Source organism: Candidatus Rhodobacter oscarellae, from assembly GCF_001078595.1.
GTDB lineage: Bacteria > Pseudomonadota > Alphaproteobacteria > Rhodobacterales > Rhodobacteraceae > Rhodobacter_B > Rhodobacter_B oscarellae.
In genome coordinates this window covers 252,951-276,755 of record NZ_LFTY01000002.1, presented here as the reverse complement: position 1 = coordinate 276,755, position 23,805 = coordinate 252,951, and the positions used below count along the sequence as shown (strand labels likewise).

At 63.9% G+C, this 23,805-nt stretch carries 27 protein-coding genes; 13 read left to right on the top strand and 14 right to left on the bottom strand.

Annotated features, from left to right (window positions below; translation table 11 throughout):
- Nucleotides 1-22: 22 nt before the first annotated feature.
- Both AIOL_RS06380 and AIOL_RS06375 read right to left on the bottom strand, forming a co-directional pair.
- Nucleotides 23-1,222, bottom strand: a complete 1,200-nt coding sequence (locus AIOL_RS06380; RefSeq protein ID WP_049642219.1) for an FAD-dependent oxidoreductase — start codon at nt 1,220-1,222, stop codon at nt 23-25.
- A gap of 37 nt (nt 1,223-1,259) precedes the next feature.
- The gene (locus tag AIOL_RS06375; protein WP_049645292.1) at nt 1,260-2,462 is read right to left on the bottom strand and encodes a pyridoxal phosphate-dependent aminotransferase; all 1,203 of its coding nucleotides are present in this window, start codon (nt 2,460-2,462) and stop codon (nt 1,260-1,262) included.
- A gap of 92 nt (nt 2,463-2,554) precedes the next feature.
- Between AIOL_RS06375 and AIOL_RS06370 the strand changes: the two genes are divergently transcribed.
- The 3 genes from AIOL_RS06370 (at nt 2,555) to AIOL_RS06360 (ending at nt 3,835) form a co-directional block, all read left to right on the top strand.
- Nucleotides 2,555-2,983, top strand: coding sequence for a helix-turn-helix domain-containing protein (locus AIOL_RS06370; protein ID WP_049642218.1), 429 nt, complete (start codon nt 2,555-2,557; stop codon nt 2,981-2,983).
- Between the two features lie 38 nt (nt 2,984-3,021).
- Nucleotides 3,022-3,243: a succinate dehydrogenase assembly factor 2 gene (locus tag AIOL_RS06365; protein WP_049645291.1), complete on the top strand. Its 222-nt coding sequence runs from the start codon at nt 3,022-3,024 to the stop codon at nt 3,241-3,243.
- A gap of 94 nt (nt 3,244-3,337) precedes the next feature.
- Nucleotides 3,338-3,835, top strand: a complete 498-nt coding sequence (locus AIOL_RS06360) for a MarR family winged helix-turn-helix transcriptional regulator (protein ID WP_049642217.1) — start codon at nt 3,338-3,340, stop codon at nt 3,833-3,835.
- 338 nt (nt 3,836-4,173) lie between these two features.
- Here the strand turns inward: AIOL_RS06360 and AIOL_RS06355 are convergent, their stop codons facing one another.
- From AIOL_RS06355 to AIOL_RS06345, 3 genes are read right to left on the bottom strand one after another with little or no spacing between them, the layout of a single operon-like run.
- Entirely contained in the window at nt 4,174-4,875 is a 702-nt protein-coding gene (locus tag AIOL_RS06355; protein ID WP_326973083.1) for a DUF1194 domain-containing protein, read from the bottom strand.
- 9 nt (nt 4,876-4,884) lie between these two features.
- Nucleotides 4,885-5,520 carry a DUF1194 domain-containing protein gene (locus AIOL_RS06350; protein ID WP_326973082.1) on the bottom strand — a complete coding sequence of 212 codons (636 nt, stop codon included), beginning with the start codon at nt 5,518-5,520 and terminating at the stop codon, nt 4,885-4,887.
- 56 nt (nt 5,521-5,576) lie between these two features.
- The gene (locus AIOL_RS06345) at nt 5,577-6,005 is read right to left on the bottom strand and encodes a VOC family protein (RefSeq protein WP_049642214.1); all 429 of its coding nucleotides are present in this window, start codon (nt 6,003-6,005) and stop codon (nt 5,577-5,579) included.
- A 268-nt stretch (nt 6,006-6,273) separates the two neighbouring features.
- Between AIOL_RS06345 and AIOL_RS06340 the strand changes: the two genes are divergently transcribed.
- The 6 genes from AIOL_RS06340 (at nt 6,274) to AIOL_RS06315 (ending at nt 12,770) form a co-directional block, all read left to right on the top strand.
- Entirely contained in the window at nt 6,274-7,158 is an 885-nt protein-coding gene (locus AIOL_RS06340) for a 2-dehydro-3-deoxygalactonokinase (protein WP_049642213.1), read from the top strand.
- Between the two features lies 1 nt (nt 7,159).
- Entirely contained in the window at nt 7,160-7,762 is a 603-nt protein-coding gene (locus AIOL_RS06335) for a 2-dehydro-3-deoxy-6-phosphogalactonate aldolase (protein ID WP_049642212.1), read from the top strand.
- The gene (locus tag AIOL_RS06330; protein WP_049642211.1) at nt 7,759-8,607 is read left to right on the top strand and encodes an SMP-30/gluconolactonase/LRE family protein; all 849 of its coding nucleotides are present in this window, start codon (nt 7,759-7,761) and stop codon (nt 8,605-8,607) included. Before AIOL_RS06335 ends, AIOL_RS06330 begins: the two co-directional genes overlap by 4 nt.
- A gap of 195 nt (nt 8,608-8,802) precedes the next feature.
- Nucleotides 8,803-10,698, top strand: a complete 1,896-nt coding sequence (locus AIOL_RS06325) for a beta-galactosidase (RefSeq protein WP_049642210.1) — start codon at nt 8,803-8,805, stop codon at nt 10,696-10,698.
- Nucleotides 10,695-11,645, top strand: a complete 951-nt coding sequence (locus AIOL_RS06320; protein ID WP_152912398.1) for an aldose epimerase family protein — start codon at nt 10,695-10,697, stop codon at nt 11,643-11,645. The genes AIOL_RS06325 and AIOL_RS06320 overlap by 4 nt, the downstream gene beginning before the upstream one ends.
- Nucleotides 11,646-11,798: 153 nt before the next feature.
- On the top strand, nt 11,799-12,770 hold the full coding sequence (locus tag AIOL_RS06315) for a Hint domain-containing protein (protein WP_049642209.1): 972 nt from the start codon (nt 11,799-11,801) through the stop codon (nt 12,768-12,770).
- On the opposite strand, the gene AIOL_RS06310 is transcribed toward AIOL_RS06315, so the two are convergent.
- Nucleotides 12,771-13,988, bottom strand: a complete 1,218-nt coding sequence (locus tag AIOL_RS06310) for a urate hydroxylase PuuD (RefSeq protein ID WP_049642208.1) — start codon at nt 13,986-13,988, stop codon at nt 12,771-12,773.
- A gap of 262 nt (nt 13,989-14,250) precedes the next feature.
- On the opposite strand from AIOL_RS06310, the gene AIOL_RS06305 reads away from it, so the two are divergent.
- The gene (locus AIOL_RS06305) at nt 14,251-14,667 is read left to right on the top strand and encodes a hypothetical protein (RefSeq protein ID WP_152912397.1); all 417 of its coding nucleotides are present in this window, start codon (nt 14,251-14,253) and stop codon (nt 14,665-14,667) included.
- 250 nt (nt 14,668-14,917) lie between these two features.
- Here AIOL_RS06305 and AIOL_RS06300 read toward each other — a convergent pair whose 3' ends face one another.
- Genes AIOL_RS06300 through AIOL_RS06285 form a run of 4 tightly spaced genes read right to left on the bottom strand, consistent with a single transcriptional unit; the run spans nt 14,918 to nt 18,647 of the window.
- Entirely contained in the window at nt 14,918-16,279 is a 1,362-nt protein-coding gene (locus AIOL_RS06300) for a phosphomannomutase/phosphoglucomutase (protein ID WP_049642206.1), read from the bottom strand.
- Nucleotides 16,280-16,312: 33 nt separating this feature from the next.
- The gene (locus tag AIOL_RS06295; protein WP_049642205.1) at nt 16,313-17,020 is read right to left on the bottom strand and encodes an RlmE family RNA methyltransferase; all 708 of its coding nucleotides are present in this window, start codon (nt 17,018-17,020) and stop codon (nt 16,313-16,315) included.
- A gap of 30 nt (nt 17,021-17,050) precedes the next feature.
- Nucleotides 17,051-17,485, bottom strand: a complete 435-nt coding sequence (locus AIOL_RS06290; RefSeq protein WP_049642204.1) for a GNAT family N-acetyltransferase — start codon at nt 17,483-17,485, stop codon at nt 17,051-17,053.
- Between the two features lie 49 nt (nt 17,486-17,534).
- Nucleotides 17,535-18,647 carry a Ppx/GppA phosphatase family protein gene (locus AIOL_RS06285; protein ID WP_049642203.1) on the bottom strand — a complete coding sequence of 371 codons (1,113 nt, stop codon included), beginning with the start codon at nt 18,645-18,647 and terminating at the stop codon, nt 17,535-17,537.
- Between the two features lie 152 nt (nt 18,648-18,799).
- Here AIOL_RS06285 and AIOL_RS25825 point away from each other — a divergent pair, with 152 nt between their 5' ends.
- The 3 genes from AIOL_RS25825 to AIOL_RS06270 all read left to right on the top strand — a co-directional run bounded on the left by AIOL_RS25825 (nt 18,800) and on the right by AIOL_RS06270 (nt 20,662).
- A complete protein-coding gene (locus tag AIOL_RS25825) occupies nt 18,800-18,994 on the top strand; it encodes a hypothetical protein (protein WP_049642202.1) in 195 nt (64 codons plus the stop codon).
- Nucleotides 18,995-19,409: 415 nt separating this feature from the next.
- Entirely contained in the window at nt 19,410-19,706 is a 297-nt protein-coding gene (locus AIOL_RS06275) for a virulence factor (RefSeq protein WP_049645289.1), read from the top strand.
- 29 nt (nt 19,707-19,735) lie between these two features.
- Complete coding sequence (locus tag AIOL_RS06270; RefSeq protein WP_049645288.1) at nt 19,736-20,662, top strand: methylenetetrahydrofolate reductase; 927 nt, start codon at nt 19,736-19,738, stop codon at nt 20,660-20,662.
- A 42-nt stretch (nt 20,663-20,704) separates the two neighbouring features.
- Here the strand turns inward: AIOL_RS06270 and AIOL_RS06265 are convergent, their stop codons facing one another.
- The 4 genes from AIOL_RS06265 to AIOL_RS06250 form a co-directional block, all read right to left on the bottom strand.
- Nucleotides 20,705-21,658: a nuclear transport factor 2 family protein gene (locus AIOL_RS06265; protein WP_049642201.1), complete on the bottom strand. Its 954-nt coding sequence runs from the start codon at nt 21,656-21,658 to the stop codon at nt 20,705-20,707.
- Between the two features lie 80 nt (nt 21,659-21,738).
- The gene (locus tag AIOL_RS06260) at nt 21,739-22,494 is read right to left on the bottom strand and encodes an SDR family NAD(P)-dependent oxidoreductase (protein ID WP_049642200.1); all 756 of its coding nucleotides are present in this window, start codon (nt 22,492-22,494) and stop codon (nt 21,739-21,741) included.
- Nucleotides 22,491-23,144 (bottom strand): hypothetical protein, encoded by a 654-nt coding sequence (locus tag AIOL_RS06255; RefSeq protein ID WP_049642199.1) that lies wholly within the window; start codon nt 23,142-23,144, stop codon nt 22,491-22,493. The genes AIOL_RS06260 and AIOL_RS06255 overlap by 4 nt, the downstream gene beginning before the upstream one ends.
- On the bottom strand, nt 23,141-23,569 hold the full coding sequence (locus tag AIOL_RS06250) for a VOC family protein (protein WP_049642198.1): 429 nt from the start codon (nt 23,567-23,569) through the stop codon (nt 23,141-23,143). Before AIOL_RS06250 ends, AIOL_RS06255 begins: the two co-directional genes overlap by 4 nt.
- Nucleotides 23,570-23,805 lie beyond the last annotated feature (236 nt).

Here is a 23,805-nt window from a genome sequence, read left to right as displayed (position 1 = left end):
AACGCCTTCTCCAGGCCAATTGTCATCCAAAATCCTTGGCTGTTTTGTCAGCGGGCAGCGATCCGTAGGGCGGCATAAGGTCTCCGCAGACCAGGCGGCTTAGGACGCGTGGGATCGGCGGCACTAGGCTGAGCGGCATGAACACCCGATCCCGTAGCACCGGCAGCACCACGCGGCTGTCGGATTGGTACAGCGGGGTGAAGGCGGCGCTCATCGCCTGATAACACAGCACATGCCAGCGCCGCGCCTTGGCGTAGCCGGAGAGAGCATCCGGCAGGTGATGATTGCGCGCAACAGCCAGCCATAGCGCGTGCGCGTCCAGCAGGGCCATATTCGCGCCCTGGCCAAGCTGCGGGCTGGCGCGATGCGCGGCGTCGCCAATATGGGCAATCCCCTCGCCAATGGGGCGGGCAAGCGTGCCGTGGGAATATCTGGCAAGCGTCATCTGCTCGTGCGAGGTAATGGTCGCCAGGAAGGGCGCGAATTCCGGCCACAGGGTCGTGGCCTCGGCCTTCCAATCCGCAATCGGGGCGGCGCGCCAGCGCTGATAAGCGCCTGGACCCAGCGACCAGAAGATCGCCGCAAGCGGTGTCTGCGCGCCCGGCATGCGCCCGATGGGCAGAGCGCCGATCATGCAGTCCGCGCGCCGGTAGCGCTGCGTCAGCTGGTTGCGCGGCAGGCCGGTTTCTGGCCAGGGGACCGTGCCCCAGATCGCACAGTAAGGTAGCATGCGCGCCTTAAGCGGCGATAGCGGCGATCCGGCCCCAAGCGCATCCACGATCAGATTAAACGGCCCCGCCTCGGAGCCATCGGCAAAACGGACGCGCGAGCCACGGCGACCCGAGACCTTGTGACCAGAGCGCAACTCTGCGCCGGCCGTCTGCGCGGCCCCCAAAAGGGACTGAAACAAGCTAGAGCGATGGATCGCCAGCCCGAAGCGATCCGACCCGCCATGATCGTAGGAGACGTCAAGCACCCGCCGCCCGCTGGTTTCGTCGCCCTGCATCCGCCGAATAGGCTGACCAAGATCGAAGGCAGCCTGCGCGCCGACGGCGCGCAACACCGCCTGCCCGACGGGTTGGATCACCAAGCCCGAGCCGAGGGGCCGAGCGGTCTCAAATTGATCGAACACCCTGACCTGGCGCCCAGCGCGCGCGGCAAGCGCCGCGAATGCGAGCCCGCCGATACCCGCGCCCAGAACGGCTATGCTGTCTGTGGCCATCGCGCGCCTCCGCCGCGACCCAGGCTAGCCCATAGGGCTAGCTCAGCCCGGCGCAGAATTCCTGGATGCGGGTGCAGGCATCCGTCAGCTCCTGGTCAGAGGTCGCATAGCTGATGCGGAAGTTGGGCGATAACCCGAAGGCTGCACCAAAGACCACCGCAACGCCGGCTTCCTCCAGGAGCGCGGTGGCAAAGCTCTCGTCATCCTTGATCGCCGCGCCGCCTGGGCTGGTCTTACCGACGCAGCCCGCGATGGAGGGGTAGACGTAGAAGGCGCCCTCCGGTGTGGGGCAGCTGATCCCCTCGGCGGCGTTCAGCATGCCCACCACAAGGTCGCGGCGGCGCTGGAACAGCGCCTTGTTGTCCTCGATGTAACCCTGCGGGCCGTTCAGCGCCTCGACCGCCGCCCATTGGCTGATCGAGCAGGGGTTCGATGTGGACTGGGACTGGATCTTGCGCATCGCCGCGATCAGGTGCTGCGGCCCGGCGGCGTAGCCGATGCGCCAGCCGGTCATCGCATAGGCCTTCGAGACGCCGTTGACCGTCAGCGTGCGGTCATACAGGGCAGGCTCGACCTGCGCGGGAGTGCAGAATTCGAAGTCGTCGAACACCAGATGCTCGTACATGTCATCCGTCATCACCCAGACATGCGGGTGGCGCAAGAGCACGTCGGTGAGGGATTTCAGCTCGTCCCAGGTGTAGCCCGCGCCGGTGGGGTTGGACGGCGAGTTGAAGATCAGCCACTTCGTCTTGGGCGTGATCGCGGCCTCTAGCTGCTCCGCGGTCAGCTTGAACCCGGTCTGCAGGCTCGCCTCGGCGATCACCGGCGTGCCGCCCGCCAGCAGCACCATGTCGGGGTAGCTGACCCAATAGGGCGCGGGAATCACCACCTCGTCGCCCTCGTTCAGCGTGGCCATTAGCGCGTTATAGAGGATCTGCTTGCCGCCGGTGCCGATGGAGACCTGCCCGGGCTGGTAGTCCAGCCCGTTCTCACGCTTGAACTTGTCGCAGACGGCCTGCTTGAGCTCGATGATCCCATCCGGCGCGGTATATTTCGTCTTGCCCGCGGCGATGGCGGCCACCGCGGCATCCTTGATGTTCTGCGGGGTGTCGAAATCCGGCTCGCCGGCAGAGAGCGAGATCACGTCATGACCGGCGGCCTTCATCTCGCCCGCCTTTGTGTTCATCGCAATCGTCGGGGAGGGCTTTACGCGGTCTAGTGTCGCGGAGAGAAAGGACATGGTCGCCTCTGGGTGGAAGGTTGGGACGTCCCGTTCTAGGATGCGGGCCAATGACGAACAAGAGAATTTCCCACTAAGAGAAAGAGCGCCCAATGGCTGACCTGAATGCCGTCGCGGATGTCGACGCCGAACAAGAGACCGATTGGTATTCCAATGATGCCGCCACCTTTGGCGACCGCGTGGCCGCCGCCCGGGACGCCCTTGGGATGAGCCAGGCAGACCTGGCCAAGCGGTTGGGTATAAAACTCAAGACGTTGCAGGGCTGGGAGGACGACCATGGCGAGCCGCGCGCCAACAAGCTGCAGATGCTATCCGGCGTTCTGAATGTCTCGCTGACCTGGCTCTTGAACGGCGAGGGAGAGGGCCTGACCGAGCCAGAGACGGACGCGGCACTTGACGCCGACATCACCGCCCTGCTGGCGGAGCTGCGCCAAATCAAAAGCGCGCTGACCCAAACGGGCGAGCGCCTTGCCGCCGTAGAAAAGCGCCTGCGCCGGGCCGTGCGAGCGCGCAACCCGTGACCGTTGAGCTGCCCGAGCACCGGCTAAAGCGCCTCAAAATGCGGTCCATGCGCCGCGGGATCAAGGAGATGGACGTGGTTCTGTCGGCCTTCGCCGAGGACCGCCTGGCGGTGATGAACGAGGCCGATTTGCAGACCTATGACCGGCTGCTGGGCGAGAACGACCAGGACATCTATTCCTGGGTGCTGGGCAGGCAGGACCCACCGGATCAGTTTGCAGCCTTAATGCAGGATATCTCGGCGCATGCGCGCGGGCGATGAGCGCGCCTGTTCGATATATTCAAGCTTAACTAAATATTGGGAAATCCGCCCTATTGACCTCTTCTGAGGCAGCAAAAACAGGCGGAGACCTAACATGAGTGTTCATTCCCAGATCGGCGGAGTGATCGAGCGCGGGTTCATGACCCAGTATCTCGAATCGCTCTCTCTGGTGGAACGGCTGCACCGATTGCTCTTGGATGTGATTAAGGATGAGTTTGAACGGTTAGGGATCTTAGAGATCAACTCGGTGCAGGCGTTGTTGTTGTTCAACGTGGGCGACAACGAAGTCACGGCGGGCGAACTGAAATCGCGCGGCTACTACCAGGGCTCGAATGTCAGCTACAACCTAAAGAAGCTGGTTGAGGCGGGCTATATGCACCACCAGCGCTGCGAGATCGATCGGCGATCCGTGCGGGTACGGCTGACGGAGAAGGGCCGCAACGTGCAAGACATCGTCTCGGAGCTTTTCAGCAAGCACGCCGAGGGGCTAGAGAGCCGCGCGGTGCTGGACCTGAACGGCATGGAAGAGATCAACACCGCGCTGCGCCGTATGGAACGGTATTGGAGCGACCAAATCCGGTATATCTACTAGCGGGCCGTGACCTAAAGGAGCGCCCGGAAACGTTCCGACCCCATGTTGCGACAGACCGTGCCCTCTCGTGGGCCCAAAACGGGCTTTGCTTTGTCAGCATGGCGCTACGAAAGGGGTCGAAACGAACCGGGCGCGCTGGTCTAGCACTTCGTGCGAATGGGGGGCGACGAGTTCAGCACTTGTTGGCCGGCGCAGCGTCCGCCCCCCAAACCCCCAAGCCGTCCCTCTGCCATGCCAGGCGAGATCAAGCAGCCAACGGGATTGCGCCGCGCCTTGCATGCCTTCGGCATACGCGAGCGCCGCGGCGGGGCCTCGCTGCGCTCGGCTAAGAACCTCCTCTACGGACGAAGCTGGCTTACGGCGCGAACTTGAAGCTCTCTCAAGAGCTTGCGCGCCATCGCCGCCTCGAAATCCTGAAACCCCAGGGCCACCTCCACGAAGGCATCCGGGCCGAGGATAACATCCGCCCGGTAATAGGCGGACAGCTCCGCGATCTCCATCTGGCGCTGGTCGCCCGTGACCGGCGCGTCCGCACCGATCACCAATCCGTTGATCGTAATGCCCGCCCTGGCGAGGCTTTCGCGCACCCCCCGTGGCTCGGGGCCGGTGTTAGACTTGCCATCACCAGAAATGTCGAGCGTTCGGCGCCAGCAATCTGGCTGCGACCGCAGCGCCGTCGCGCCAAAGACCATCGCACCGCCCAGCGCGGTCGCGGGGTTCTGCGGCACGCGCTGCGTTGCGCGCAGCTGCGCGGCAATGTTTTCAAGGTCGTCGCCGGTCGCAATCTCGGTCCAGCCCAGCACGGTGCGCATTCGCGACGAACCCGCCCATTCATAGACCATCAGCCGCACAGGCACGCCGGGCGCGGCCAGAAAAGCCCCCCGCACGTCCGGATGCAAAAGCGCCCCGGCCAGCCCGTCCAGCTGCAAACGGTACTCGGTCGCATCGACCGATCCCGAAACATCCAAACCAAGCGCCAGCGCCTGGCGGCAGGCCGCCTCCGCCGCACCGCCTAGGATCGCGGCCAGAAGGACCGCCACCCGCAGCACCTAGCCGCCCGAACCAGCGCCCGCCAGGGGCGCCATGCCAATGGCCAGGGCCCGCGTCTCGCGCACCAGCTTGCGCTGCATCGCGCGTTCGAAATCGGCGAAATCGCTTGCCTCCTCCACGAAGGCACCGGGCCCGCGGATCAATTCGCGCAAGTAGTAACCCGCCAGGTCATCAGACTGGCCACCGATGGTCAGCCCATTGACGGTGACGTCCTCCAGCGGGAAATTGGCGTAGGCCAGCCGCGGCGGGAAGCCCTCGTTGTTCTTGCCATCGCCGGAGACGTCAAGCGTGCGCGCCTGGCAGGGCGGCGCCTTAGCAAAAAGCGCCGCGGCATATCCAATGGCATAGCCAATGGCGGTCGGGTACTCGCGGTGCGGACGCCGCGAGCCAGAGATATCCGCCGCCGCCGTGAGGATATCAGAGGAGGTGGACAAAAGCCGCCAGTCCAGCGTCACGAATTGCTGGTAGCGCCCGGACCACTCATAGACCGCAAGCGCCACGCTTTGGCCCGGCACCGACAGGATCGCGGCTTGCACGTCCTGCGAGGATAGCGCCCGCGCGAGCCCGCGGCGCTGGAGCGCGTCCTCTTCGGCATCCACCGAAGAGGACACATCCAGCGCCAGAAGCAGCGCCAAGCGGCACTCCATTGCCGCCGCTGGCGTTGCCCAAAGCAGGATCGCGAGCGCCAGCCTTACCAATGGCCGGTATTGCCCATGCTGGCCCAGGGCTCGGCAGGCTCCAGCGCATCGCCCGCCTGCAGCAGCTCCACCGACACGTTATCGGGCGAGCGCACAAAGGCCATACGCCCATCGCGCGGCGGGCGATTGATCACAACCCCGGCCTCCTGAAGCTTGGCGCACATGTCGTAGATGTTGTCCACCGCGTAGGCCAGATGCCCAAAATGCCGGCCGTCCGAGGGCAGGCCATCATCGCCATCCCAGTTATAGGTCAGCTCGACATGCGCGTTCTCTTGCCCCGGCGGGGTCATGAAAAGCAGCGTGAACCGCCCGCCCTCGCTGTCATGGCGGCGCGTCTCTTCAAGGCCCAAAAGCTCGTAGAAGGCCTTCGATGCCTCCAGGTCCTTCACCCGGACCATTGTGTGCAGATAAGTGATGCCCATATTAGTTCTCCTTGCGCATATGGCGTTGTTGCTGCGACGAGGTGCCCTAGCGCGCGCCGCCCACGCACAACATTAGCACGGGCGCGGTGAAGCGCCAGCGCATTGCCGCAATCCCCTCAGCCCTGCGAGAATTGCCCGCCTCGCGCCCCGCTGCGGCAAAAGAGACGCCAAGGCGCCCTTGCGGCAGGTCGCGAATTGGCCGACCTTACGGCCAGTGGATAACGGGGCATCACGCCCCGCCGCGCAAGCAATTCAAGGGGATCGAGCTGTGGCAAACTGGGTGGCAGTGGATTGGGGCACGTCCAATTTACGGGCCTGGGCGATGCGCGGCGCGGTCCAGGTCGATTTCGAGCAGTCCGAGCAGGGCATGGGCGGGCTGACGCCCGGCGCCTTCGAACCTGCCCTGATGGACCTGATCGGCGATTGGATCGAGGGCCCCACGCGGGTGATCGCCTGCGGCATGGTCGGCGCCCGACAGGGCTGGGTCGAGGCCGCCTATCGCCCCGTCCCCTGCCTGGTCACCGCGCCCGACGCGCTCACCAAGGCACCCACGCAGGACGCAAGGCTGGACATGCGCATCGCGCCCGGGATCTGCCAGGCCGAACCGCCCGATGTGATGCGCGGCGAGGAAACGCAGATCGCCGGCTACCTCGCGCAGAACCCCGATTTCGACGGCATCCTCTGCCTGCCCGGCACGCATACCAAATGGGTGCATATCAGCGCCGCAGAGGTCGTCAGCTTTCGCACCTTCATGTCCGGAGAGCTGTTTGCGCTTTTGTCTCAGCACTCGGTCCTGCGGCACTCCGTGGGGGCAGACGGCTGGGACGCGGAGGCCTTCGCGGACGCCGTCGGCCAAACGCTGTCGCGGCCTGAGCGCCTGGCCGCAGAGCTCTTTGGGCTGCGCGCGGCGGGCCTGGTTGGGCCGCAAACCCCAGAGGCGGCAAAGGCGCGGCTGTCCGGCCTGCTTATTGGGGCCGAGCTTGCCGCCGCCCGCCCCTATTGGCTGGGCCAGGACGTGGCCGTCTTGGGCGATCCCAGCCTGACCGCGCATTACGCCGCCGCGCTGCGTTTGCAGGGCTTGGCGCCACGAGAGGCTGCGGGCGACGCTCTGGCGCTCGCCGGGCTCACAGAAATTTACATGAAAGGACAGTGACATGCGCCCATTGATTGCCATCCTGCGCGGGATCGCACCGGATGCAGCCGAAGCGGCCGCCGCGGCGCTGATCGAGGCCGGGATCTCACGCATCGAGGTTCCGCTGAACTCGCCGGATCCCCAGGCCAGCATCGCGGCCATGGCAAAGGCGTTTGGCGATGTGGCGCAGATCGGCGCGGGCACGGTCCTGTCCGCCGAGGAGGTCGCGCATGTCTACCGCTCGGGCGGCACGCTTGTGGTCTCGCCCAACGCAAACCAAGAGGTGATCGAGGCCACCGTTAACCTAGGCATGCAGAGCTTTCCGGGTGTCTTCACCCCAACCGAGGCCTTCGATGCGCTGCGCTGGGGCGCCACGGGGCTAAAGATCTTTCCGGCCTCGATGATGGGCACCGGCGGGCTAAAGGCGATCCGCGCCGTGCTGCCGCCGGGCGCCCAAGTCTACGCCGTGGGCGGCGTCGGCCCAGAGGATTTCGCGGACTGGATCGCGGCCAGCGCCGATGGGTTCGGCCTGGGGTCGTCACTTTACAAACCCGGCATGAGCGCCGCAGAGATCGGAGCCCGCGCCCGCGACACGGTCGCCGCCTATGACGAGGCCATCGGATGAGAGTATATGACGAACGCCAATGCCGCCTGGGCGAAGGGGTGCTTTGGCACCCCGAACGGCAACAGCTGTTTTGGTTCGACATCCTTGCAAACCAACTTCTAGGCCGCGACGGCGACACACCGCTGACCTGGCAATTCGAGGAAAACGTCTCTGCCGCCGGATGGACAGGGCGCGACACGTTGCTGATCGCCTCCGAGACGCGGCTCTTTGAGTTCAACCTCCAGACCGGCGCCGAGACTTTCGTGGCGCATCTTGAGGCGCAAGATCCCGGATCGCGGTCCAATGACGGGCGCGCAGATCCGCAGGGCGGGTTCTGGATCGGCACGATGGCCAAGCGCGGCAATGACCGCCCCGGCGCGATCTACCGCTACTATCGCGGCGAGCTGCGGATGCTATTTGCGCCGGTCACGGTGCCGAACGCCATGTGCTTTACGCCCGACGGTGGGACGGCCTATTTCTCGGGCACGCGCGACGGCAAGATCTGGCGTGTGCGCTTGGATGCGCAGGGCTGGCCGGTCGGCGATCCAGAGCTGTTCTTGCATCACGAAGGGCGGCTGATCGACGGGATGGTTTGCGCCGCGGATGGGACCTTGTGGAACACGCATTACAAGGGCGGCAGCGTGGCGGTCTATGGCGCGGATGGCGCTTTGCTGACCGAACATGCGGTCCCGGCGCGCCACACGACCTGCCCTGGGTTTGGCGGCGAGGATATGACCACGCTATACATATCGTCGGCTTGCCAGGACTTGGCCCCTGAGATTTGCGCCAAAGAACCCGCCCATGGACAGACTTTCATGTTGCAGACCGAAACGAGAGGCCAGACAGAGCATCGGGTAATTCTGTGACGAAGAGTACAATAGTAAAGGGTGCTCGCGCCAAAAACTGACCGAGTTTCCCCCTCCCTACCGCCCCTAACCCTGAGCCGATTCGGTAAATTCGAGGTTTACACTGATGAAAGTTGAGCCTGTCTCACCTCCCAGAATTTGGTCATTGGCTGGTCCATTCAATCCTCCATTCCCACTCGCCCCGCGAGGCCGCACATGACCCCGGCGCTTGGTGTTTGCTACTACCCCGAGCACTGGCCCGAGGACGTCTGGCAGGATGATGCCACAAGGATGGTTGATGCCGGGTTAACCTGGGTGCGTATTGGTGAGTTCGCCTGGTCGCGGCTGGAACCAAGCCCCGGCGACCTGCAATTCGACTGGCTGGACAAGGCGATTGACGTGCTTGGCGGCGCCGGGCTGCGCGTCGTGCTGGGCACGCCCACCGCAACGCCGCCGCGCTGGATGCTGACAAAACACCCCGACATGCTGGCCGCCGATGCCGATGGCAGGCCGCGCAAGTTTGGGTCGCGGCGGCACTATTGCTTCTCGCATCAAGGTTACATCGCGGAATGCCGCCGGGTCGTCACGCTTCTGGCCGAGCGCTACGGGCATAACCCGCACGTGCAGGCCTGGCAGATCGACAACGAGTACGGCTGCCATGACACAACGCTGTCTTACTCCCCGGCCGCGCAAGATGCCTTCCGCGACTGGTGCGCCCAGCGCTATCAATCGCCCGACGCCCTGAATCGCGCCTGGGGCAACGTATTTTGGTCGATGGATTACGCCGATTTTGACGAGATCGACCTGCCTAACCTTGCCGTCACCGAGCCCAACCCCGCCCATGTGATGGCCTTCCGGCGGTTCTCTAGCGAGCAGGTTGTGCGTTTCAATCGCGCGCAGGCCGAGATCCTTCGGCGCCACACCGATGCGCCGCTGATCCACAACTATATGGGCCGGGTGTTGGATTTTGACCATTTCGATGTGGGCGCCGATCTCGATATCGCCAGCTGGGACAGCTACCCGATTGGGTTCTTGTCGGACCGTTTGGACGCGCCGGAGGACCACAAGCTGCGCTTCCTGCGGCAGGGTGATCCGGATTGCCAGGCGTTCCATCACGACCTTTATCGCGCCGTGGGTCGCGGCCGCTGGTGGGTGATGGAGCAGCAGCCAGGCCCGGTGAACTGGGCGCCATGGAACCCCGCGCCGCTTCCCGGGATGGCCCGGCTATGGGCCTGGGAGGCCTTTGCGCATGGGGCCGAGGCGGTGTGTTATTTCCGCTGGAGGCAGGCGCCCTTCGCGCAGGAGCAGCAGCATGCAGGCTTGCTGCGCCCCGACAGCGCAGATGCGCCAGCACTGGCTGAGGCCTGCCAAGTCGCGCAGGAAATGGAGGACCTGGAAACCGCCCAATCACGCGCGCCGGTCGCCATCATCTTCGACTACGCCTCTGCCTGGGCTTGGGAGACGCAGCCGCAGGGCGCGGACTTTCACTATTTCAACCTTGTGTTCGATATGTACAAATCGCTGCGGCGCCTGGGCCTGTCCGTGGACATCTTGCCGCCCGACACCGACGCCGCCGCGAATTACCGCCTGGTGCTTGCGCCGGGGCTTGCGACCCTGCCCGACCGGCTCATGCAGGCCCTCTCCGACCCAACACACACCTCGCTCATCGGCCCCCGCAGCAACGCCAAGACCGAGGAGATGTCCATCCCCGCCCCGCTGCCGCCGAACATCCCCGGACTGGATGCCCGCGTCAGCCTGGTCGAGAGCCTGCCGCCCGGCGCGAACATCCCCGTCGGCGCGGGGCACATCCACAAGTGGTTCGAGCATCTTGAGGGCAAAGCGGAGCGGCTGGTCTCTACCGCCGAAGGGCAGCCGGTCGTGGTTCATGCGAACAACTGCTTCTACCTGGCGGGATGGCCGGACGGCGACCTGGCCGCGGAGCTCCTGAGCAGGCTTTGCCAGCAAGCCGGGGTAGAGACGACGCCCCTGCCCGAGGGGCTGCGCGTTCGCGACACTGCCACGCATCGCTTCTATTTCAACTACAATGCCGCGCCGGTGACCCATCAAGGGCGCACGATCCCCGCGGCGGGCGTGCATTGGGAGGACCTATGATCGAGGTTTTTGGCACAACCAAGACGGGCCAGCCCGTGCATCGGCTGGGGCTGGACAACGGCACGCTTCGCATCTCTCTCCTGACGCTTGGTGCGGGGCTGCACAGCGTTCGCCTGGCCGGGGTGCCGCATGATCTGACGGTCGGCCGCGACAACCTGGCGCCCTATGAGGGCAAACTGTTCCATCTCGGCACGATCATGGGCCCGGTCGCCAACCGTATGTCCAATGCGCGGGCCGAGATCGCCGGGCGCAGGCATCAGTTCGACAGGAACTTCCTTGGCGCGCACACGCTGCATGGCGGCAGCGCGGCGGTGCACGCCAAGCTGTGGGAGGTCACGGACCATACCAAGACAAGCGCCACGCTTTGCGTCAAACTGCCCGATGGCGAGGGCGGCTTTCCGGGGCACCGCGACATCCAGGCAAGTTTCGCGCTTGAGGATAACGCCCTAACCCTGACATTGACCGCAAGGACAGACGCGCCCACGATCCTCAACTTGGCCAACCACAGCTATTGGAACCTCGGCCCAGAGCCGACCACGCGCGGGCATCTTCTGCAGGTGCACGCGGACCGCTACTTGCCGGCCGGTGACGCTAACATCCCCACCGGAGAGATCGCACCCGTCGCCGGCACACGGTTCGACTATCGCCAGCCGCGGGCGATCGAAGCGGGCGACGAGGGCCTGTTGGACAACAATCTGTGCCTCTCCGATGCCCGCCAGCCGCTGCGCGACGTCGCCACACTGACGGGGCCTACCGGGGTGGAGATGACAATGGCCACGACAGAGCCTGGTCTGCAGATCTTTGATGGTCACATTCTAGACTATGCGGGCCTGGCCCTTGAGGCGCAGTTCTGGCCCGATGCGCCGCATAATCCCGCATTCCCACGTATCGAAACACACCCAGGAGAGACTTGGGTTCAAAGGACTCGGTGGCGCTTCACCGGGTAGTCAACTTCGGCTCAAAAAAGGTAAAGTCAGCAATTTCGTTGCAAAACTGCTTCACGGATTCACATTTAACACAAATCCTCCCTTTCTGCGCTTGATCCACGCGTCCAAAGATTTTTAGCTTTCTGATATCAAAAACAAGATTTTGGGGGAAAGATGGCTGATTATACGGTTGGCGCGATCTACGAATACACCAACAACATGGCCATACTGACGACTGGCGCCGGGCTCACCGACCCGTTTAACCTAGTTTATATGGACGCCGACACCACCTTTGTTGACGGCGAAGACCTGACCGGTTCGGGCAACAATTACGCGGGATTCGTGACGCTTGACGTGCACACCTTCGGCGGCGTGGTGCAGATGGATTTCCCAATGGTGACCGGCACAGGCGGCGACCTGGGTGATATCAACATTGTGATTCCGTTCGGACTTGCCGCAAGCGTCGTCGTATTCCCAAACACACTCGATGGCACGATTATCGGTGAAGGTGGACGAGTCTTTTTCTCCGGACCTAATGGTTTAAACTCGTTCACGCATTGCTTCGCCGCGGGCACGAAGATCCGCACGACCGAGGGCGAGATTGCTGTCGAGGCCCTGACCAATGCCCACCGAGTGATCACCGCCCAGGGCAATGACGAACCCGTTAAATGGGTTGGACGTCAGACGATACGCCGCCAGTTCCAAGGTGAGGCCGCCCAGAATATGGTTAGAATCACGGCGGGCGCGCTTGGCGACGGGTTACCAACGGCGGATCTGACCGTCACCGGCGACCATGGCATGGTGCTTGACGGCATGGTCGTGAACGCCTCCGCGCTGGTGAACGGCACCACGATTACGCGCATTCCGGCATCGGACCTGCCAAGCCGCTTCACCGTCTACCATGTAGAGACAGAGGCCCATGACGTGATCCTTGCAGAGGGTGCTCCGTCCGAGACCTTCATCGACACGACCGGGCGCAGGAATTACGACAACTACGCCGAGTATCTAGAGACCTTTGGCGCCGAGCGGATGATTAAAGAGATGCCCCTGCTGCGTATCTCGACCCCGCGCCTGCTGCCCCGGGCCCTGCGCGAACGTCTGGGCATTGCGACCTATAACGATGCCGCACACCGTATGGCGGGCTAACTAGCCGCCCGCCTGACGGAACCAAGACACGATGGCAGCCCGCTCTTCGGGCTCCATCCAGCTGACATTGGCCGGCGGCATCGCGTGGCTCATGCCAGAGTGCAGATAGATGCGCTCTGCCTCGCGCGCCACCTGAGCCTGGGTCTCCAGCATCACGCCCTTGGGCGGCCAAAGGATCCCGTCCCAGACCGGCTCGGCGGCGTGGCACATCGAGCAGCGCCCCAGCACGATGTCATAGACCTCGTCAAAGCCCTCCGCCGCCGCGAACCGCTCTGCGCGCGGGCCCATCACCCCGGCTTCGGCCTGCATGCCCGACCGCGGCCCCGTCGAAAGCCACACGATCATCAGAAACAACATCACCGTCACGATCCAGGTCCAGTGCGGGTTCCCCGCGCGGGCGTGCAGGCTGTTGAAGTAATGCCGGATCGTGACCCCCATCAGAAAGACCAATGCCGCGATCACCCAGTTCCACTCGGTGGCAAAGGCCATCGGGTAGTGGTTCGACAGCATCAGGAAGATCACCGGCAGGGTGAGGTAGTTGTTATGGGTCGAGCGCAGCTTGGCGATTTTGCCATACTTGGCGTCCGGGCTGCGCCCGGCCTTCAGATCCGCCACCACGATGCGCTGGTTCGGCATGATGATCAGGAACACATTCGCGGTCATGATCGTGGCCGTGAAGGCGCCCAGATGCAGCATCATCGCGCGGCCGGTGAAGATCTGGTCATAGGCCCAGCCCATCACGACCAGAAGGACGAAGAGCAAAAGCATCAGCGCGGTGGGGCGCTCGCCCAGCGGCGACTTGCACAGGAAATCATAGACCAGCCAGCCGATGGTCAGCGACACCGCCGAGATCACGACCCCCTGCCAAACCGCCAAATCGGCTTTCTCGGCGTCGATCAGGTAAAGTTCCGCGCCCGCGTAATAGACCAGGATCATCAACGCCGCGCCCGACAGCCAGGTCGAATAGCTCTCCCATTTGAACCAGGTCAGATGCGCGGGCATCTCCTTGGGCGCGACCAAGTATTTCTGGATATGATAGAAGCCGCCGCCATGCACCTGCCACTCCTCGCCATCCGCCGGGCCGGGGATGTCGCGGTTCAGGCCAAGATCCAGCGCGATGAAATAGAAAGACGACCCGATCCAGGCCATCGCCGTGATCACATGCAACCAGCGCAGCGCGAACTCCGCCCAGCTTACGAAGATGACCCAATCCAACATCACTGTCCCGAGACTTGCCTAACGGCGCGAGACTAAGGCGCGCGCCTGCCAGGAGCAAGTCGCGGCTAAGGCGAAACCCAAGCCCGATGCGCACATGCCGGGGATTTTTGGCCCCGCCGCCAATGCGCCCAAATAATTGCCGCAGGTTTCCACGATCGCGCCCTCATTGTGCCCGAATTCACGGCCAATCCTGTGATCAGACGCCCACTGGCGTTGCAAAGGCAACAATACCGCGGATCACGCGGATATACAGGGGCAAGCCATGGACAAGCTGAAGGTCTTCGCCAGAGCCGTTGCTCTTCAAGGGTCGGATGGAGCACTCAACATCCTCCCCATTGAGGTGCAACCCGTTGTGGCGCTGAGCTTCATCACAGACGGGCTTGACCGACTGACCCCCGCCGCGACAAGCGGCGAGGGTTCCCTACCGACCGGCATCGTCCGTGTGAATGGCGTGGAACGTTACTTCTGGGTGGAGTGCATTGGCAGCATTGGCCGCGCCCGGAAACTGCGCGGGCAACCCGCCACCGTCATCACCACAGATGACGCACGGCAATACGTCTTCTTTGCGAATGCCAGATTCCGCCCGCGCGTGCTGGCCGGCCTGCCCGCCGGGCCAAGCCCTCATTGGCAACCGGTCTCGTTGCTTTTGGATCCGATGCAAGACAAGATCCCCGCTTAGCGAGCCCGATGGCGCTCCAGCTAGTGTGAGTCCGCGAAGGCGACCACTGCAATGAAAATGGCCCGAAGCGGGCATTGGCGCGCTGCAATTTTCTTGCAAGAAAATTGCGAAACTCTTCCAAGAGTTTCTTCAGCGCGACCCAAAATGCTCGCTCTATCGCAACTTCTTACCAGCGCGCGGGCCCACTTTCCTTGGAAGGAAAGTGCAAATCTCTTGCAAGAGATTTGGCAGGTCCAAAGCCCAAATGCGGTCAAGCAAACCGCTCTATCACTGAACGCAGCATCGCAGTCTTCTCCGCCAGCAGCCCCGGATCGCCCAAGGTCTCGACATTCAGCCGCACCACGGGCTCGGTGTTGGACTTGCGCAGGTTGAACCGCCAGTCCTCGAAGCTGGCCGACAGCCCGTCGAGGCGGTCGATTTCGGCGCCGGTCGCGCATTCGGCCTCAACGGCGGCCACCGCAGCGTCCGCATCTGCAAGCCGGAAATTGATCTCGCCCGAGGACGGATGTTGCGCGCGCATATCCGCCACCAGCGCCGAAAGGGGCAGGCCTGTGGCGCTCATATGTGCCAGCACCAACACCCAGGGGATCATGCCGCTGTCGCAATACATGAAGTCGCGGAAGTAGTGATGCGCCGACATCTCGCCGCCATATACGGCGTCCTCGGCGCGCATGACTTCTTTGACCAGCGCGTGCCCGGTGCAAGAGGCCACCGCCCGCCCGCCGGCCGCGCCCACGATGCGCTGCGTGTTCCAGATGATGCGCGGGTCATGCACGACGCGCTGCCCCTCGCTGCCCGCAAGGATCGCCGCCGACAAGAGCCCCACCACATATTCGCCATCCACGAAAGCGCCGGTCTCGTCAAAAAAGAAGCAGCGGTCGAAATCGCCGTCCCAGGCGACGCCCAGATCGGCGCCATGCGCGCGCACCGGATCTGCGGTCGCGGCGCGGTTTTCCGTCAGCAAGGGGTTCGGGATGCCGTTGGGAAAGCTCTCGTCCGGCGCATGATGGATGCGGATGAACTCAATGGGCGCGTCGGCCAAGGCCGCGGCAATGGCATCGAAGGTGGGGCCCGCGGCACCGTTGCCCGCGTTGACGACGACCTTCATGGGGCGAAGCGCGCCCATGTCGGCGAAAGAGAGCACGCGTTCGACATAATTGGATCGCGGGTCGACGACCCGCCGCGCGCCGGGCTTGGCGGCTTTTTCGCCCAGATCGCCCTGCTCGACTTTCTCTTCCATCAGCGCCAGCCCAGAGGCGCGGCTGATCGGGCGGGCGCCCGCTGCGATGACCTTGGCGCCGTTATCTCCCATCGGGTTGTGGCTTGCGGTGATCATGATGCCACCACCGGCCTTCAGGTGATCGGTGGCGAAATAGACCTCCTCGGTGCCGCATAGCCCAAGATCCAGCACGTCCACACCGGCATCCATCAGCCCGCGCGCGATCGCATCGGTGAGCTCGGGCGAGCTATCGCGGGCATCATGGCCCACAACAACGGTTCCGGGGTTTTGCACCTGGGCAAAGACGCGGCCCAGTTTGTAGAACATTTCGGCATCCAAGTCGGTGCCTACCGTGCCGCGTATATCGTAACTCTTAAATGCACTCAGGGCCATCTGCTCACCTCTCGAAGGGTTTTGAGAGATGACCTAACCGTGAAAACCCGTGGCCACAACGAATTTCTCTGAGCTGTCAGACCGGCTGGCCGGGGGCTTCACATTTGCCACTTTGGCAAAGCGCCGCTTGAGCGTTTTTTGCAGGTCGCCTTCGGTGCCGCCGGCCAGGACCTTGGCCACGAAAGTGCCGCCCTCAGCAAGCACGTCAAAGGCGAACTCTGCCGCCGCCTCGCAAAGCGCGATGATGCGCAGATGGTCCGTTTGCTTATGCCCGGAGGCCGACGCCGCCATGTCCGACATCACCACGTCGGCCTGCCCGCCCAGCCAGTCCTTGACCTTGTCGTCCGCGCCGTCTTCGAGGAAGTCGAGCTGGTGCAATTCGCAGCCCGCGATTGGCTCGACCTCTTGCAGGTCCACGCCCAGGATTGTGCCCACCGCCTTGCCCGATTTCTCGCCCAGCGCGTTCACCCGCTTCACGGCAACCTGGCACCAGCCGCCCGGCGCGCAGCCCAGGTCGACCACGCGGGCGCCGGGCACCAAAAAGCGGTACTTGTCGTCAAGCTCTAGAATCTTGTACGCGGCACGCCCCCGAAAGCCGTCCGTCTGGGCGCGCTTCACATAGGGGTCGTTGAGCTGCCGCTCTAGCCAGCGCGTTGAGGACAGCTTGCGCCCCCGCGCGGTCTTGACCCTGGTGCGCAAGTCGCGCTGCCCGCGCCCTGATGTATTCCCCGATTTTGCCATGCGCTTCCCGTATCAGGCCTGATGCGCAAGCTAAAGTGCTATCCGATAGAAGGTGACGCCATTTGGGTCGGTCTCCGCCCTCTCAAAACCAGATTTCAGGAGAACCTTGGCCGAGGCAGGGTTCTTGGCGACCACGCCGCCGGTGACTTTGCCGCGCCAGTCTTTCGCCCGCAAATGCGCCAGCAGCCCGGCCACCAGCTCGCTTGCATAGCCCCTGCCCCATGCATGCTCGGCGAAGAGATAGCCCAGCATCAGCTCTGTCTCTGACCCGGCCCCCAATGTCAGGAACCCGACCAACGCGTCGGGATCACGCACCGTGCAGACGGTGCTGCGCTCGGCCAGCCGGGCCAGCCAGGCCGCGGGCTCCGCCGCGCCCGTTACGACGAGATCCTCCGGCAGATGCGCCGTCACCGCCGGCGTCACCATCGGAGCCGCCTCCGCCGTTACGCTGGCAGACAGCTCCATCGGTGCGACGCGCAGCCGCGCGGTGGCAAAACCAATGCCGTCCAGCGTCTCAATAGGCCCCGTCCTCTAGCACTCCGTCCGCGCTCATCTGCGCATAAAGCAGCCCCTCGCGCAGCCCGCGATCCGCCACAGAGAGCCGGTCTGTCGGCCACACCCGCAACAGCGCCTGCAGAATCGCCGCGCCGGACATAATCAAGGCGTGCCGATCACGACCAATGCGCGGGTCCTGCCGCCGCCCGTCCGGCCCCAGCGAGAGATACTCGCGGATCACCTTGTCGATCTGCTCGGACGTCATGCGCAGCCCATCCACTTTGTTGCGGTCATAGCGCTTGAGCCCAAGATGGCTGGCCGCCACGGTCGTCACGGTGCCGGAGGTGCCAATGATCTGGAAACCCTCCTTGGGCTGGGTCGCGTCATAGGGCGAGAAATTCGCCAGACTCTCCTCGAAATGGCACGACATCAACGCAAATCGCCCGGCGTCGTCTTCCACATCGTTGAACTGGTCGCGCAGGGTTGCCACGCCGAGAGGGACCGAGATCCAGTCGACCACCTTGGCATGCGGGAAAGGGCTGTCGCCTGGCTTGAAACCATTATGTAGCCGCATGATCGCGCGGGGCCGGTCCAGCTTGGGCACGTTGGTGAGGTCGATCCAAACAAGCTCTGTCGAGCCGCCGCCGATATCCACCACCAAGAGCTGCTCTGTCTTGGTCGAGACCAGCGGCGCGCAGGAGACGACCGCAAGCTGCGCCTCCTCCTTTGGGATGATAATGTCGAGCTTAAGCCCGGTCTCGTTGCGGATCATCCGCATGAACTCATCGCCATTGGTGGCGCGGCGGCAGGCCTCTGTCGCCACCAGGCGCATCCGGCGCACGCTGTGCTTTTCCAGCTTTTTGCGGCAAATGCGCAGCGCTTGCACGGTGCGCGCCATGGAGGCGCGGCTCAAACGCCCGGAACGCTCCAGCCCTGAGCCAAGCTGCACTGATTTAGAGAAGCTATCAACGACATGGAACTGGTTGCCCTTTGGCTGGGCAATCAGCATGCGGCAACTGTTGGTTCCCAGATCCAACGCGGCATAAAGCTCTGCCGGATCAGGGCGTTGGGGCGAAGGCGGCTCGACCGGTTTCGGGAACGCGCCCGCACCCTCGGGACGCTTGGGCGCCATAGGATCGCCCTCCAATTCGTGGTTGGTTCGACGCTACGCGACAGAATGCCTCACGCGCAAGCGCTGAGTTTCGTGGCCATGCTTTCGAAGGTGCTGCCCGCGGTTATCTGCCGGCCATTCAGACCGCGTTTCTGCGCACCGCAACGGTCTATGTGGCCACATTCGACAAGCTTCTCGCCAAGCTGGCGCCCGAAGTGACACGTGTCCATGATGCGGCCGAGGAGCTTATGACCGATATTGGAATACCGGTGCTTTGCTCACCCGAGACCGTTGTGCGGCATGCAATGGCGGAGGCGGCAATTAGTGCGCAAAGCCGCATGGACCGCCAACCAATAGAAGATGAATGAAACCTTAACGCGCCGTTCGCGGTGTTTCCCCCGTCCACCCGCCCCTATCTTCGCCCCGATTCGGCAAAGATTTCGTTAAGCTCAAAGCAAAAGAGCGAGTCCGTCTTGGTTCAAAGTCCGGCAGTCTTGGTTCCAAACGGCAAAGTGTTGGTTCAAAACGGGGTCGTCTGGGCCCAAAGCCCGGCCGTCTTGGTTCAAGGCCCCGCAGTTTTGGTTCATAACCAGTTCCTTCTTGGTTGCTCGCCAGATCCTAGAGGTGCATTGCTTAAGCCTGGGTTAAGCAATGATACAATTCGCGCCTTTTGCGCTGCCTTTTCACCCTACGTCGCCATTCAGCACGAAGATGTCGAAAATCGGCGCAAAGCGACCCATTTATCCGCGTAGAAGCGGCCAACACCCGAATAGGATGCTCCACATGGCTCAGGTCACCATCGTTTACTGGCGCGACATGCCTGCGCAGGTCATTGTCGGCAAGGGCCGGCGTGGCGCGAAGGCGCCCCTGCCCGAGCGCTTCGAGCAGGCCATCGACCGCGCCGCGATGAAATCCGGTGCCGCCGAGACCGACGACTACCTCTCTGGCTTCCGCAAGGCCGCGCCCTATGAGGCGGATGGCGCAGACGCCGATGTGGCCACCGCAGAGGCCGCCCGCATTGACGCTGAATACGACCAAGAGCGCCTTAAGGCGCTGATCAACAACAACGGATGGGCGTGACACACGCCCGTAGCTTTATGGAGGCCGCCATGGCCCTTTTGAACTTTCGCAAGAAGACCGCGCCTGCGACCTCCACCCCGGATGTGGAGGCCTTTCTGAGGGGCTACTCGATCGAGGTCATGCCCCGCACCGCCACCAAGGTAGAGGATTTCCGCGAGATCCTGGCCCCAGGCACCCGCGTCTACATCGCCCATATCGAGGGCACGCCCATCGAGGACATGGTCGAGACCGCAAAGCGGATCGCCGATGAGGGCTTTGACGTGATGCCGCATTTCCCGGCGCGCATCATCCAGGACGCGGCGACCTTGGCGGATTGGATCGCGCGCTATCAGGGCGAGGCGGGCGTGCGCCAGGCCCTGTTGCTGGCGGGGGGCGTGGCCCAACCGCATGGCGACTTCGACAGCTCGATGCAGCTTCTGGAGACCGGGCTCTTCGACAAGGCGGGCTTTACGCATCTTCACGTCGCAGGGCACCCCGAGGGCAACAAGGACATCGACCCGGACGGCTCGGACAAGAACGTGATGGAGGCGCTGCGCTGGAAGCAGTCCTTCGCCGAGCGCACCGACGCCAAGATGGCGCTGGCCACGCAGTTCGCCTTCGAGGCCGGGCCCATCATCGAATGGGTCGACGCGCTGCAGGAGGCGGGCATCACCCTGCCCGTCCATATCGGCATCGCCGGGCCCGCAAAGCTGCAGACGCTGATCAAGTTCGCCATCGCCTGTGGCGTTGGCCCGTCGCTTAAGGTGCTGCAAAAGCGCGCCATGGATGTCACCAAGCTGCTGCTGCCTTACGAGCCGACCGAGGTCATCGCCGAGCTGGCCGCGCATAAGGCCGCCAACCCCGGCTTTGGAATCGAACAGGTGCATTTCTTCCCGCTGGGCGGGATCAAGACCAACGCGACCTGGGCAATCGAGAATGGCGGCGCGTCCACGGCCCCGCTGGCGGCCACGGCGTAACGTCAGGGGGCGGCAAGAACGCGCCCGGACTGGGCGCCGCCCCTAACCGGCGCGCAGGATCTGCCGCCAAACAGAGGTCTCGTCAAAGAGCGTGTACTCGCGCCGCAGGCCGCGTCGCCCGAACTCGGCATGCGTGATGCCCATGATCCGGACTTCGGCGCCTGTGGCCGCGCCGAAGGCCCCCGGACCGTCATGGCGCCCCTCCAGGACCCAGCGCACGGCCGCGCGGGGCGGCATCATCGGGTCCTCGCGCCCGATCTGATGCTGCACCGTCAGCTTCGCCGACGGGAAGGCCGCCCGCAGCCCAAGCCAGAACCGCGCCGCCGACGCGTGACCATGCCCGGTCAGCCCGCCCGTATATTCTAGATGGCAGGCCGGGTCATACTCGCCCGAGACCGCCGAGAGATCCGAGCCCAAGATGCGTTGCAGCAGATGCGCCAGCCTGGCGCCCCACTCATTGTCATTGCCGCGCCCGGCATATCTTGCCTTGGGCTCGACTGCATTCGTCGGCGGCGGCGCGCCATCCGCACCCAGCTGCGCCTGAACCCACGCGCGCGGCTCCAGGCCGAGCTGCCGCAGGATCGCGCCGGTGTCGCGGATCAGCCATTCCTCTTGGATCTTGTTCTCGATGGCGAAGCTCTCAGAGACCGTCCGGAAGGTGACCGGCAACCCGCCGGTTGCGCCGAACCCACCCGCGCCGGAATAGGTCGCCGTGGACAACACCCGATGCGAGGCCAGCATGCCCGCATCCGTGTCGCCGGACCAGATCACGTCCTCGCCCAGCATGGTGCGGTCCGGGAAATCCACCAGAACGGCCAGCGCCGCCGCGGTCTTGGCGGCGGCCCCTGTCACAACGCCGCCGGGGCTGCGCAGAATCACATCCGCGTCATAATAGGTGTCGATCTTGGCACCAAGACCGCGCTCGTCCCAGATTTCCTGGGTTACGCCTAAGATGTATTGGGGAAAGCCTTTAAACTTGGGGTCGAAGCCGCGCATTTAGTCCTCGTTTAGGAACGCCTGTCGCGCAGCCGAGCTCACCCCATCCGACCACGCGCGCGATATGTGTTGTATAGGATTTAGTCCGCCGTCCAGCCGCCGTCTATGAGCAAAGATGTCCCAGTCACCATCGCGCTGGCGTCAGAGGCCAAAAACTGCACCGCGCCCATGATGTCCTCGACCTCGGCCACGCGGCCCAGCTTGATCTTGCTTTCCACCCAGGCGCGCTTTTCCGGATCGTCGAAGGTCGGCCGTGTGAGGGCCGTGCGGACGAAGGTCGGGCAGATCGTGTTCACACGGATGCCCCGCGCGCCCCACTCGATGGCCATGGCCTTAGTGAAGCCCTCCACCCCGTGCTTGGTGCCGCAATAGACCGCGCGCTCGATGCCGCCGACATGGGCCATCTGGCTAGAGATCTGGATAATTGAACCACCGTTCACCATGCCGCGCGCGGCCTCTTGGGCCAAGAAATACGCGCCCGTGAAATTGATCGCCGCCACCGCGGCAAAGTCTTCCGCCACCGTGTCGATCGCAGGGCCATGCCGGGCCAGCCCCGCAGAGTTCACCAGCACGTCGAACGGCCCATGTTCCTCAAAGAAGGCGCGGATCGCGGGCACATCCGCGACATCCAGCCTGTGGCCCTCTGCGGAGAACCCCTGCGCCTCTAAATCGGTCGCGGCCTGCCGCACCTGATCCTCCGAGCGGGCGGCAATCACCACATGCGCGCCAAGCTCGGCCAGCGCCGCGGCACAGCCCAGCCCGATCCCGCGAGAGCCGCCGGTCACCAAGGCGCGCTTGCCGTCGAGGCGGAAACTGGGGGTCCGGGGTAGGCTCATGGCGTCTCTCCTGGGATATCCGGGTAGCTTATGCCCCGGAATTCCGGGAAGTCTGTGTAACGACTGCCACGATCCGGGTCAGGTGTCATCCCCGGTTTCACCAGCGTGCCCTTGGGGCGGGCATAGCTGAGGATGCGCTGTTGCCGATAATCCTCGCGCCAGGTGATGTTGAAGGCGGCATTCTTGGGGAAGAAATACACCTCCTGAAAGTCCAGATGGTCGTAGAGCCACCAGGCCAGGTCGCGCCAGTCCCGGCCCTTGTTATACTGCGCCGCGAACCAGGGCACGCCCACGGTCGCACAGGCTCCCATGCGGGCCTTGCTGTCGCGGATATCCCAGATGTGATGGGCATAGTTCGCCTCGTTGCGGGCGCATTTCTGCGGCGTCAGTTTCGAGCCGAAATCGTTCATCTGCGGGTGGCGATAGGCCGAGCGGATGTCGATCGGCCCGAATGTCTCCACCAGCGGGTCCAGGCAATGCTCGGCCAGCTTGCGCCCTGCCGCCAGCGCCAGTTCGGGGTCGTCAGGGAAGTTCTGCATCGCGTAGAAATTCGCGATCTCGGAGGTCATGAAATTGCGCATCTCGAAATGGCGGCTCAGGCGCTGCCGCCCCAGCGCCTCCAACGCGGTATAGCTGCGCGGTTTTCTCATCCGCCCCACTGAAAGCTGCCATCCTCACGCGGCGGCGAGAACGGGTTCCAGGCGATCTCCCAAACATGCCCGTCCAGGTCCGCGATATAGCTCGAGTAACCGCCCCAGAAGATCTCATGCGGCGCCTTTAGGCCGCGCCCCCCGGCCTCCTGCGCGGCCCTATAGATCGCGTCCACCTCACCCTTCTGGCGCACATTGTAGCCCAGCGTCACCCCCGAGAAGCCGCCAATCTGGGACGGCTCCAGCCCCATATCCTTGGCAAGCCCCTCCTTCGGATAAAGCCCCAGCGCCTGACCCAGCAGGTTGAAGACGATGATACCGTCCTCTTCGATCTTTTTACGGGACCAGCCCAACGCCTCGTAGAACGCGGCGGCCTTGGCCAGATCGTCGACCGCAAGGGTGATCAGGTTGACACGTTGTTCCATCGGCTGGAAATGCTCCCGAGTTCTAAAAATGAGCGCGTGAACAAAGATAGAACACAGCGGGGCCGGGATTGCAAACCCAACTTGTTCGGCGGGTACCGGCCTGACGGTCAAGTGGTCGTTATGGCCTGGGGCGGAAATTGCCCAAGACGCTCGACGCCGGCCTACGCTTGCCGACCCCAGACGCAACGCTGCCCAAGCAATGCAACCGCCCGAGCTTGCCTCGGGCAGCGGCCGAC